General features: G+C 52.3%; 13 protein-coding genes and 1 other RNA gene. 4 read left to right on the top strand and 10 right to left on the bottom strand.

The features are described 5' to 3' along the window. Positions 1-29: 29 nt before the first annotated feature. The 7 genes from CODIS_RS04420 to hspQ all read right to left on the bottom strand — a co-directional run bounded on the left by CODIS_RS04420 (position 30) and on the right by hspQ (position 5,354). A complete protein-coding gene (locus CODIS_RS04420; protein ID WP_069121676.1) occupies positions 30-923 on the bottom strand; it encodes a hypothetical protein in 894 nt (297 codons plus the stop codon). 332 nt (positions 924-1,255) lie between these two features. Continuing rightward, positions 1,256-2,014, bottom strand: a complete 759-nt coding sequence (locus CODIS_RS04425) for a hypothetical protein (RefSeq protein WP_069121677.1) — start codon at positions 2,012-2,014, stop codon at positions 1,256-1,258. 95 nt (positions 2,015-2,109) lie between these two features. After that, positions 2,110-3,183, bottom strand: a complete 1,074-nt coding sequence (locus CODIS_RS04430; RefSeq protein ID WP_069121678.1) for a 3-deoxy-7-phosphoheptulonate synthase — start codon at positions 3,181-3,183, stop codon at positions 2,110-2,112. A 184-nt stretch (positions 3,184-3,367) separates the two neighbouring features. Further along, on the bottom strand, positions 3,368-3,835 hold the full coding sequence (gene ybaK, locus CODIS_RS04435) for a Cys-tRNA(Pro) deacylase (RefSeq protein WP_069121679.1): 468 nt from the start codon (positions 3,833-3,835) through the stop codon (positions 3,368-3,370). Beyond that, a complete protein-coding gene (locus CODIS_RS04440; RefSeq protein WP_069121680.1) occupies positions 3,832-4,338 on the bottom strand; it encodes a paraquat-inducible protein A in 507 nt (168 codons plus the stop codon). The genes ybaK and CODIS_RS04440 overlap by 4 nt, the downstream gene beginning before the upstream one ends. Positions 4,339-4,554: 216 nt before the next feature. Next, positions 4,555-5,004: a DUF3465 domain-containing protein gene (locus CODIS_RS04450; RefSeq protein ID WP_235615124.1), complete on the bottom strand. Its 450-nt coding sequence runs from the start codon at positions 5,002-5,004 to the stop codon at positions 4,555-4,557. A 20-nt stretch (positions 5,005-5,024) separates the two neighbouring features. After that, on the bottom strand, positions 5,025-5,354 hold the full coding sequence (gene hspQ, locus CODIS_RS04455; RefSeq protein ID WP_069121682.1) for a heat shock protein HspQ: 330 nt from the start codon (positions 5,352-5,354) through the stop codon (positions 5,025-5,027). A 202-nt stretch (positions 5,355-5,556) separates the two neighbouring features. Between hspQ and CODIS_RS04460 the strand changes: the two genes are divergently transcribed. Continuing rightward, positions 5,557-6,264, top strand: a complete 708-nt coding sequence (locus tag CODIS_RS04460; RefSeq protein ID WP_069121683.1) for a DUF3581 family protein — start codon at positions 5,557-5,559, stop codon at positions 6,262-6,264. A gap of 47 nt (positions 6,265-6,311) precedes the next feature. On the opposite strand, the gene ffs is transcribed toward CODIS_RS04460, so the two are convergent. Then, an RNA gene (gene ffs / locus CODIS_RS04465) (signal recognition particle sRNA small type) lies at positions 6,312-6,408 on the bottom strand. Between the two features lie 69 nt (positions 6,409-6,477). Then, positions 6,478-7,119, bottom strand: a complete 642-nt coding sequence (locus CODIS_RS04470; RefSeq protein WP_069121684.1) for an arylesterase — start codon at positions 7,117-7,119, stop codon at positions 6,478-6,480. Between CODIS_RS04470 and CODIS_RS04475 the strand changes: the two genes are divergently transcribed. Continuing rightward, positions 7,118-7,810: an ABC transporter ATP-binding protein gene (locus CODIS_RS04475; RefSeq protein WP_069121685.1), complete on the top strand. Its 693-nt coding sequence runs from the start codon at positions 7,118-7,120 to the stop codon at positions 7,808-7,810. The two genes, CODIS_RS04470 and CODIS_RS04475, sit on opposite strands and share 2 nt — an antisense overlap. Beyond that, positions 7,807-10,296, top strand: a complete 2,490-nt coding sequence (locus CODIS_RS04480) for an ABC transporter permease (protein ID WP_069121686.1) — start codon at positions 7,807-7,809, stop codon at positions 10,294-10,296. The genes CODIS_RS04475 and CODIS_RS04480 overlap by 4 nt, the downstream gene beginning before the upstream one ends. A gap of 35 nt (positions 10,297-10,331) precedes the next feature. On the opposite strand, the gene CODIS_RS04485 is transcribed toward CODIS_RS04480, so the two are convergent. After that, positions 10,332-10,802 carry a hypothetical protein gene (locus tag CODIS_RS04485; RefSeq protein WP_069121687.1) on the bottom strand — a complete coding sequence of 157 codons (471 nt, stop codon included), beginning with the start codon at positions 10,800-10,802 and terminating at the stop codon, positions 10,332-10,334. A 296-nt stretch (positions 10,803-11,098) separates the two neighbouring features. Between CODIS_RS04485 and CODIS_RS04490 the strand changes: the two genes are divergently transcribed. Further along, entirely contained in the window at positions 11,099-11,419 is a 321-nt protein-coding gene (locus tag CODIS_RS04490) for a hypothetical protein (RefSeq protein ID WP_069121688.1), read from the top strand. Positions 11,420-11,451 lie beyond the last annotated feature (32 nt).

Consider the following 11,451-nt stretch of genomic DNA (forward strand, 5'->3'; position numbering starts at 1 on the left):
TCCAGTTTTAATGGTGCAGGGGTAATTACCTACCGCGTCTTTTTGTTATTGGTAACATCGCCCCAGGTGACATCCCAAGGGCTATTGAGCCAACGGCTGGCTGCAGCGGAAAGGCTCATATCCGCCGTATCCTCTTCAACGCCGCCAATCTCGATTACTTCTATCTCTTCAAGTTCTATATTCGGCTCCTCCACACTCACGACATCTTCCGACTTCATGACAAAACTGAGTTTATTCAGGGATACACCCTTCTCCAGCAGTTTGACATCCCTATCCAGATTGGCAACGACGCCATTTAACATCTGTTTCATACCATCGGGGTAGTTGGGATTTTCAAGCATTCCCTTCACATCTTCCTGCATCTCGAGAATCTTCTCCCTGGCCTTGGACCGTTGTTGGTTCTCCTGATTTTCCAAGCGCTGAAGTTGAGATTTTATGGTTGCCGGTGAGACGGGAACCGGTAATCCGGGTGTGGCAGCCCCGCGCTTGCGCAGCAATACCCTTAAAGAGACCGCGGTTTGTGCCGTGCGCTTGAATTCATCGAGCAGATCAAAGGGATTGATTTCGCTCCCGTCACTGGAAAGTGAGATAAATTCGATACCCTCATTATCGGAAAAATCGAGGCCGGAGTAGCGCAGAATCTTGTCCAACTGCCCCTTAACAATCAACTCAAGATTGTTGAAATACTCCTTAATCCTGCTGACCGGCAGGTTGCGCAGGTTGTCGCTCAGTGAGCTGTAAAGGTTGAGTGCATCCTCCGGTATATCCTTGGAATCGACACCAAGTACCAACACGGCATTGAGACTATCCTGCATATTCTCGATCGCCTTGGTGATATCGACGATCTGTTTGAGAATTTGTCGCTTGCTTTCCAGAGAGGAGATATCGGCCTGTATGGCATCAGTATCGTGATCAGGTATCATAATTTGTTGTTACCTCGGGGAGCCACTCAATCTATCCTTCTCCACCCGGGAGATGCTTACTCTATCGTGCCGACACTCTTTGCTCGATCAAGATCTTCCGCTCCATCGACACACACATTCAGGCATATCGGCACCTGCCAGACTTGCTTGAACAGTCCAGGGATTGGATTCCCAAACCCGGAGAGAGATTAATCTCCTCTCCGAATACTAGGGCCTGTTAACACTGATCAAGAGCGTGAAACGCGTGCTGTGTGTGAAATATTTTCGCTGCAAGCCATCAATCGAATGTTGTCAGCCTATTGCCAAAATCGACAGCACCGGGAGGGAAGTTTTTAGACCCTGCCTCGATCTATCCTGGGATGGTTGCGAATAATCTGCGCAAGTTCATGGACGAATGCAGAGGCTACCCGGCGACGTCCATTTTCATTCAAGTGTCCGCCGTCATCGGTGTACTCCCCGATCAGCGAATAATAGGTCTGGCCATCCATTTTGAACGCCTCCCTTTTACCATCGGGATAGGTGGATTCGCTTGCCGCAATATCCACGATGTGTGATTGAGTATAGTGGGTGCGCAGTAAGTGATTAAATTGGTTGCGCTTGATATTGTCCAGTTTACTGTTGTTGGGCCTTCCCAGAAGTTCTCTTATCCTGACTCCCAGTCCGCCGGGAGAGTGTCTGAGCGGTACCGTGGCATGGATAAATGTAATCTCGGGATGCCTGTCTATAAAATTATCCATGATTCGTTTGAAGTCTTCGAACAACTTTGTCACATCAGAGTCACGGTTAATATCGATATAGCAAAATTTCAACAGCGCGTAATCGATCTTTCCAGTCAGCTCCCGATCGAGGATTCTGCCATAATCGACACATTTACTTAGCGGATCGGTATTCTTGCCCACGGTGCTATGCAGCAGACACCCGGAGGCTCCACCGACCTCAGCACTATTCCCCGTTATATTCAGATCGATCTCTTGATAATCCCCTGACAGTTCCTCTATACCGGCGATAATGTTTCTGCCAACGGATTGATGTCCAAAAAAAACCCTTGCGTCTGCCAGGGTTTGCAAATCCCTCTCCAATGTCTGCGGCACTATTGATGCCTCCTATTGATGACTGGAATAACAATCTTTAAAAAACGAGCAACGTTATAGCGACTGCTCTCATCAGTCACATGGCCAATCGCCACTCAACCCAACTCCTGATAGCCGCGCCGCAATAGCTGTTCCGTGGTTTTCCAGTCGATACAGGCATCCGTGACCGATACGCCATAGTCCAGATCGCCTTTGATATCCTGTCGACCGGCTTTGATATGGCTCTCCAGCATCGCCCCAAGAATATAAGATGGTTCACCATCACTTCTTGCCCGGCAGATCTGCGCTATGAGATTGTCCCAAACCATAACCTGACGTGTGTAGTTTTTTCCGCTATTGGCGTGCGAACAGTCGACCATCAATCTCGGATTGAGCGCCTTTGATCGCAGCATTTCCGCAGCCTTGAACACATCTTGTTGATCATAATTCGCGCCTTGACTGCCACCCCGCAGGATCAGGTGGGTATCACTATTGCCCGTGGTTTCAACGATTGATGTTTCACCGTGCTCGTTGATGCCCAAAAAGGTATGCGAGCTGGCGGCGGACAACATGGCATCAACCGCAACCTTGGTGTTACCGTCGGTGGAATTTTTGAATCCTACCGGCGCCGACAGGCCTGATGCCATCTGGCGATGGGTCTGGCTCTCTGTGGTGCGTGCCCCAATCGCAACCCAACCGAGCAGATCACCGATATATTGCGGTGTGAACGGCTCGAGTATCTCGGTGGCCGTAGCCAATCCGAGACCATTGATATCAAGCAGCAGTTTCCTGGCCAGGTGTAATCCCTTAGCCATGTCGAATGATCCGTTCATCTCCGGATCGTTGATCAAGCCCTTCCAGCCGATTGTTGTGCGGGGCTTTTCAAAATAGACTCGCATCACAATATACAACCGGTCACTTAGCGCATCTGCCAATGGCTTGAGTCTTTGGGCATAATCCATGGCCGCAGACGGATCATGTATCGAACAGGGCCCGACGATAACCAATGGGCGTTGGTCATCGCCGGCTATGATGTTATGAATGGTATTGCGCACCTCGAGCACATGCTCATAGAGGGTGTCACCAATTGGCATCTCCTGTAACAGATCGAGAGGACGAATCAATCTGTGGGTGCTGGATACCCGAATATTGGATACCCGGCTATCAATTATCGGCCGCTCAACCGTCATCACAATTACCTTTGGGCGCTGCTTGCAAAACTCTAGCAATGGACTTGCGTCAAGTTTCAGTTATTAATGGCTTACATTGACAGGTTAGTTGATTGCATAGGGAAAATACAACACGGCAACGGGACATTCATAATCTGCATATGTTTGCGGAGGGATTGCCGCCGGGTTGTCTTGACCTGGGCTTTCATTTGGCAATCTCCGCCAGGCGCGCATTCAACAATTTCAACAGATCATCAGCGGCCAATTCGATCTCTAGGCCGCGTCGTCCGGCGCTTACGAAGAGCGTGGGGAAATCGATAGCGGAACGATCTATCAGGGTTAACAGGCGCCTTTTCTGGCCCAATGGACTGACACCACCCAAGACATAGCCGGTGCTTCGCTCCACTTGCTTGGCATCGGCCATGGCAACTTTCTTCACATTCACCGTTTTTGCGAACGCCTTCAGATCAAGCTGTGACGAGACTGGAACTACTGCCACAGCCAATTCCCTGCCATCCAGCCTAACCACCAGTGTCTTGAATACCCGTTCAGGAGGAATACCAAGCTTTTCAGCCGCTTCCATACCATAGGATGGATGCGCCGAATCGTGTTCGTAAGCATGGGTCTGAAACCTGATCCCTGCCTTCTTCGCGGTATTGACTGCTGGTGTCATTTTAATTGTACAAAACCGGCAACCCGATGTGTGACATACATGATCAGTAAAACCGCCGCGGCAAACAGATAGAGCCCGGCATGCAGTTCAATCTCAGCAATCACGTCCAATTTTACCGTAACGATCATCACTGCAACCACCATGACATCCAACATTCCCCAGCGTCCGTAATCGTGCATCATCCTCAGGATTCGGATATATCGGGTCGAGTTGACTTCACGCAGTTGCAGCAGCAGAAATAACAACAGAATTTTCAAGACGGGCAGTACCACGCTGAACACCCCCACCAGGACAAACAGAAACCAATGCCCCCGCTGCAGCAACTCGTGAATACCCGACATGACTGAAAACGAGTTGGCGATAAACAGAAACTTGGTCAACGTCAGCATGGGCAAATAGAGGCCCGCAAGCAGCAGACAAGTGGAAAGAATCAGTAACCAGCGCAGCCATCTGGCCGACTGATGCGGAATCACCGCAAGCATCGCCTCATCCCGCTCCTGCATTTTTCATGACTCGCATCTAGATGGAAACCTCAGGAAATCTGGCAATGCCCTTCACATCAGTCATCACCGACGGAGTTCCGGAATCCTCACCATGAACACCTCGCTGGGGATACCGCCCCATTGACACACCATTCCATACGCTCGCACAGGTTCGAAAACCAAATAGCAATTTTGCAACATGGCAATGGGCAACAAACAGGGGTATATCCGTGATGATCACCGGTAGCGTTTACCCCGGTGCTCTATCCAGCCTCCCTGCTGCCTGCCCTGAGGATCATGATGGGTCCAGTGCACCACACCCCCCCTATCATTCCACTCATAGATACCGGAAAACTCAATACTGTCGCCTTTATCGAGCGCATCCACTCTCGGCGCAAGATCGATATTGTGCGCAATCAATACAGTATGGCCGGAATCCAGGCGAATGATGAACCGTTGATGTCTACTGCCGTCAAGGTCATCCGCAAGCAGTCTGATCACCTCTCCTTCACCCCTTACCCGTAGATCCTTTGCCCGTTGCCGAAAGGCGCGTGTAATCTGATCATCGCCTACTGAATGCTCCGATCCATCGGGAAGTACGACCGGGGCGTTTCCCGCTTGCTGTAGCAGTCCGAAATAGCCTGCGAGAAGGATAAGGAGAACAGCGACAATTTTTTTCAACAGCAACAAAATGTCTCAACCCGTTTTCAGTTAGCTCGCCTGCCGGTGACATATCGTCCGTCAATGAAGTCGTCAAAAAACTCCTTTATCAAGGGGTGATCGACAGGTTCTATACTCATATCAGTTGTCAGATTGCGTTCTGCCACATAGGTTTCGTTATTTGCGCTGTGGACCAGCACCCGATACCAGGGTTGATCCTTTGGTGGCCGGGTACGGGCAACCTGATCATACCACTCATCACTCAGCATGAATTTTGCGTCCACATCCACTATGACTCCGCGATAGTCGAATAAACGATGGTAGACAAGTTCGCCGACACTAAACTTGGCCTTAGTCGTCTCTAAATCCAAAGTCATCAGGGGCAACTCCACGGTGGATAGACAGGCCTACTTTATCACATCCATTCATCGTCCCGATCGAAGATGATTTCAATGGCTCCGGTTTGGTCGATCGATTGAGAAAAACCCATCTGCGTCACGCTGTTATGCGGATTCCATCTATGCTGATCAAGCAGCTCCTGATATGATCGCGCACGTCTGAAATAATGGGATTGCTGTCATGGTGTTGGCCAACTATTTCACTGCCAAGGGTAACCAGGTCAAGTTCACGCGCGACCAAGCCAGTCGATTTGCGAAAGAAATTGCCAACGATTTCAATCCGTTACATAATCCGGATGCAAAGATGTTTTGCGTGCCCGGTGACCTGCTCTTTTCAGTTGCCCTCGACTATCTCGGACTGAGCCAGCATATGCATTTCACCTTCTCCGGCATGGTGAGAGACAATATGGTGATCTTCCCCGACGGCGATCTATCACAAATTGATGTAGTGGATGAAAAAGGCAAACAGTACCTCTCAATCGAGCGTGAAGGGGATACCACCCATGATCCGCAACTGATCGGATGCCTCTCCAGCCGTTATGTCGCTTTCTCGGGCAAGGCGTTTCCCCACATACTCGTGCCGCTGATGGCCGCGGAGGGGGTCATGATAAACCCAGCACGGCCTCTGGTGATGTACCAGAGCATGGAGATCTATCTTGACCGCCTCGACCTAAGTGATCCCAAGCTGGAATCCACCGGCTCATATTTGGACATACAGGGAAAAAAGGGTACGGTACGCCTCGACTTTCGGTTTATGGAAGCGGGAATCGAGGTTGGACGCGGCGCTAAATATATGGCTTTAAGGGGACTGCAGCCCTATCAGGATGACGTCATGCAACATGTGATTGCAGAGTATAACGACTACAAACAGGCCTACACAGCAGATTGAAAGCTTGAGCGGGACGCTTTCTATTCGGTCCTGTTGATGGTGGCGGGAAGTACCAGCCACACCCCGGCACACGATGCCACTGCTGCCGCTGCTCCCTTCCGGGCCTGACGGGGTTCACAGCTTCTCGTTGCGGGGGGACCGATACCTACCGCCATAAGAGCTGGGGATTATACCCATAATTCCGGGCCATAAAAGCTTGAATCCCATTATTTGTCAATTACAACCAACCACCAGGCCTCTATCGATAATTATCGAGCGTAGCTCCGGCCAAACATTGTCCAACAGGACAGGCTGGGCCCGGTCATTGGGATGGACGCCATCGGCTTGCATAAGCTGGTTATCCAGGGCCACATCCTGCAAAAAGAAAGGCACCAGGGGAACTGATTCCGCTTCGGCGACATCATAATAGACTTGGTGGAAGGCATTGACGAAATCCTCGCCATAGTTCGCCGGCAGGCGGACACCCAACAGTAGCACTGAGGCATTGCTCTGTTTGGCAAGATGCACCATCTGTTGCAGATTGTGCCGCATGGTTTTGATGGCGATACCACGTAAACCGTCATTGCCGCCAAGTTCGATAACGACGATATCGGGTCGGTGATTGGTCAGAAGTGCCGGAAGTCGGCTCAGCCCACCCTTGCTCGTATCACCGCTGATACTGGCATTGACCACGCTGAAGGAGTCACAATGCTTTTCGAGACGCATTGTCAGGAGTGTCACCCATCGCCGCTCGGTGGTGACACCATACCCGGCACTCAAACTGTCACCGACAACCAATATTTTGGGCATCGCCGCAATCAGCGCCACCGGCCAAGTCAGAGAGAACATTAATAACAGCTGTAGGATTTTTTTCATGTTGCAACCATCATCCAATCAACACCCTGTGACCGCAAGTGGCCTGGTGAAGTTCGTCGAGACAGCTGCAGGCCGGATAGATATCCTGCAGCGGATCGACCTGGAGGTATCACCCGGCGAGGCAGTGGCGATCCTCGGCGCCTCGGGTTCGGGTAAATCCACGCTACTGGGATTGCTGGCCGGTTTGGACCAGGCCTCCTCCGGTGAGGTCAGACTGTTCGACACCCCCTTGAGCGGATTGGATGAGGATGGTCGTGCCGCGCTGCGTGCCGGCAAGGTGGGCTTTGTTTTCCAGTCATTCCAACTGCTCTCCGGCATGACTGCCCTGGAGAATGTCATGTTACCCCTCGAACTGGCGGGGCATCAGGATCCCGAACAGGCGGCCAAGGCCGCCCTGTCACAAGCCGGACTGGCGCTGCGCCTGCACCACTACCCTTCCCAACTTTCTGGAGGTGAACAACAGCGAGTGGCGTTGGCACGCGCATTTGCCCCGGATCCCAGGATACTGTTTGCGGACGAACCGACCGCCAACCTGGATGCCCATACCGGAGAACGGGTGGCCGATCTGCTTTTCAAACTGCAGGAGCAGAGCCAAACCGTACTGATTCTGGTGACCCACGACGAGATGCTGGCCGGTCGCTGTGATCGTCGCCTCTATCTCCGCGACGGCATGCTGGAGAGCGAAGCTTGAACTCACTCCGTTTTGCATTGAGATTGCTGCGCCGGGATTGGCGTGCCGGGGAGCTTAGGTTATTGGCTATTGCAGTGGTGATCGCCGTGGCCTCGGTGACTTCGGTGGGTTTCTTTACCGACCGCATTGAGCGCGCCATGGCACGCCAGGCGAGCGAGGTGCTGGCGGCCGATCTGAGGGTCGAGAGCAACCAGCCACTGCCCGGGTTTCTTCTTCAGGAAGCGGAACGAAGACAGCTCGCTCATGCCACGACCCTCAGCTTCCCCAGCGTCATCCTGCATCGCGACTCGACCCAGCTGGTCCAGGTAAAAGGGGTCTCCGACACCTACCCACTGCGTGGAAAGATGCGGGTTCGAGACAGCGTGACAGGAGCGGACCGTGTTGCCGATACCGTACCGGCTTCGGGCGAGGCATGGCTGGAAGAACGCCTGCTGCCCCTGCTGGGTGTCGCTATCGGTGATCAGATCAAAGTGGGGAAACGCAGTTTCCGGGTCAGTCGCATCATCGTCTATGAACCGGACCGTTCAGCCAATCTGTTTCAACTGGCACCCCGGCTGCTGGTCCCCCTCGGCGATATCGAGGAGACCGGCTTGCTGGGTCCCGCAAGCCGGGTCAGGCACTACTTGCTGATAGCGGGTCCCCCTTCTGAGATGAGCGACTACCGGTATTGGGTGGAAGACCAGAATATCGGTGGTCTACAGGTTGAGGATATCCGCTCGGCCCGGCCGGAACTGCGTAGTGCTCTGGACCAGGGGGGGCGCTTTCTGCGCCTTGCCGCCGCCACCGCCATCCTATTGTGCATGGTGGCCGTAGCACTCTCCAGCCGCCGTTTTGTGGAACGGCAGTCGGATAGCAGTGCCCTGCTGAGATGCCTTGGCGCCAGTCGCCGGCAAGTCACCCGGATATTCATTCTGCGCCTGTTGAGTCTTGGGCTGATCGCCAGCCTCATCGGCGTATTCACCGGATTAGGCGTACAGACCCTGCTTATTCGACTGATCGGTCACTGGTTCACCAGCCAGATCCCGGCGCCAACGGCCTGGCCCCTGGTATCGGGTCTTATCACCGGCATTCTGGTGCTGATCGGTTTCTCCCTACCCTCTATCATTCGCCTCGGCGAAGTGCCTCCATTGCGAGTGTTCAGACGTCACCTGGACGCACCGCCCATCAGCTACAGGCTGTTTCTCATGGCTGCCCTGCTCTCATTGAGCATATTGCTGGTATGGCAAATCGGCAATGACGAGATGGCCTTGCGCCTGATTTCCGGTCTCCTGGCCGGACTGACAATTCTGCTTTTGATTTCGCGCCTGCTGGTCTTTGTACTGGCGCCGTTACGGCATCTTACGGCCGGTTCATGGCGCTATGGGCTGGCCAGCCTGTCACGCAATCCAGCCACAACCACCATGCAGCTGACCGGTTTCGGTTTGGGTTTCACAGTGTTATTGCTGCTGGCGATTGTCAGGGTCGATCTGTTATCCAGTTGGCAGGGCGCGCTTCCCGACGACAGCCCCAACCAGTTTCTGATCAATATCCAGCCCGATGAGGTTGAAGCCGTGCGTGATCTGCTGGCCCAGGGCGGCATCATGACGAATGGACTGTTTCCCATGATCCGCGGCCGTCTGGTCAGTATTAATGGGGATCCTGTCAGTCGCGACGATTACGACAATCCCAGGGCTCAGCGGCTTGCAACCAGGGATTTCAACATAAGCCATGCAACTCAGCCCCAGCGCGACAATAAAATCGTCTCTGGCCGTTGGTGGTCGGAATCGCAGCGGAATGAATCTTGGTTCTCGGTGGAGCTGGGATTGGCGGAGACCCTGGGGATACCCCTCGGCACGGAGCTGGAGTTCGAGGTTGCCGGCAGCCGCGTTATGGGCCGTGTAGAAAACCTTCGTTCGGTGGAATGGGACTCCTTCAATGTTAATTTCTTTGTTATCGGTACACCGGGATTACTGGTCCAACAACCGGCCACCTACATCACCAGCTTCTATCTGCCTGCTGAAAAGAGGCAGGTCCTGCACAGTCTGATCCAACGTTTCCCCAGTATCACGGCACTGGACGTCACTGCACTGATGACGCAGGTGCGTAGCATTATGGATCGCGGCGCCCTGGCGGTAGAGTCGGTTTTCCTGTTTACCCTTGCCGCCGGACTGATCGTACTCTACACAGGCATTCAGGCAAGCCATGAACTGAAGGTACAGGAAACCGCCGTATTACGCACACTCGGTGTCAAACGTAGCATCCTGCTGCTCTCCACCTTGCTGGAATTCGCTCTGCTCGGTGGGTTGGCGGGCCTGATATCAGCTGCATTGGCCAGTGCGATCAGTTATTCACTGGCAAATGCGGTATTCAATCTACCCTGGGAACTCAATATTTCGATGTGGCTTGCCGCCTTGCTGGGAGGCGCGGTATGTGTCGGTATTGCGGGTACCCTGGCCAGCCGATCACTGCTCAACACCCCGCCTCTGGTGACAATGAGAAAAGCGTGAATTGGAGGTTTTACACAGCTGACTGATTTCAGCAATCAATGCAGCGACATTAAGCTGTTGTCAAACACACCTGGGATACTCTTTACTGATGCCAAGCGTGTCTGTTCGCACAGAGTCTTAACTTCAGGATGGCAGTACGGTGTAACAAGCAGAAGCCTAAATATCTGTTGATAGATATTGTTTTCTGAACTGTTGCCGCCCTGAAACAGCAACAACTCCATCTCAGTCTCTTCCGTCCTATCCTTGAATTCAGGGTAGACGTCGAGCAGTTTACTTGGACCCAACAGACAATAAGCGATACCCCAGGTGGCGGAACAGATAATGCTCTCGGAGACGATATGGACAGGCTGTTTATATTTTCTCGATACCGATGTCACCTGTTGATGCACTATCTGCAGAAGTTGCCTGGCAAGTCCAGGCGGCATCTCACTGAGCTCCAGTCCGACAGAAAGCAGATGGTTGCAAAGGAGTCTTTTCTCCAGATTTTTTTCAAAAAAATTAAACATTTAAACAACATCCTCCTTGTCATCGCATGATTCTGGAAAAACCTTCCATTGCACCACCATCCACAGATTGAAGCGAGTGATCAATTGCAGACCTCCACCCATACCATGCATAATCGTTAAAATACTAGCGAATGATACTTAAGGCATGCTTAAAGCGTTGTAAAAAGAGCTGGCACCGATTCCCTGAATTAAGAAATGGTAATATCACTCTGTCTGCCTGTTAACCTTTGCACAGACACTATAACGATAAGCCTGGCAACACCGGGAAGATACAAAGACCAACTGGAGGAATATGAATGCTCAGTTTGTTGAAATGTAAGTGCCTGATAGGATATCTCTGGACCAGCGCCATCATCGCAGGTCTACTCACCATTATATTTTTCACCTTCATCGATCCGATAAATGTCGCCAAGCTTTTGGAACTGGATAGAGAAGGCGCCATGTTCGAAGTGAAAGTCTACGCCTCGATCTTTACATTCATATGGTTCACATTGAATGCATCCACCTATCTCAGCCATTACTTCGGCCAACTTTTGAGGTTGTTGGAGCAAGAAGAGCAGCAAAAGATAGAGAGGGAGAGCAAATCCGTCAGTGACACCCATTTGGAAGCCGGCTAGACATCAACGATGGACAGGTTGAACGGATTCAC

Origin of the sequence: Candidatus Thiodiazotropha endolucinida, from assembly GCF_001715975.1 — a bacterium.
Taxonomy (GTDB): domain Bacteria; phylum Pseudomonadota; class Gammaproteobacteria; order Chromatiales; family Chromatiaceae; genus Thiodiazotropha; species Thiodiazotropha endolucinida.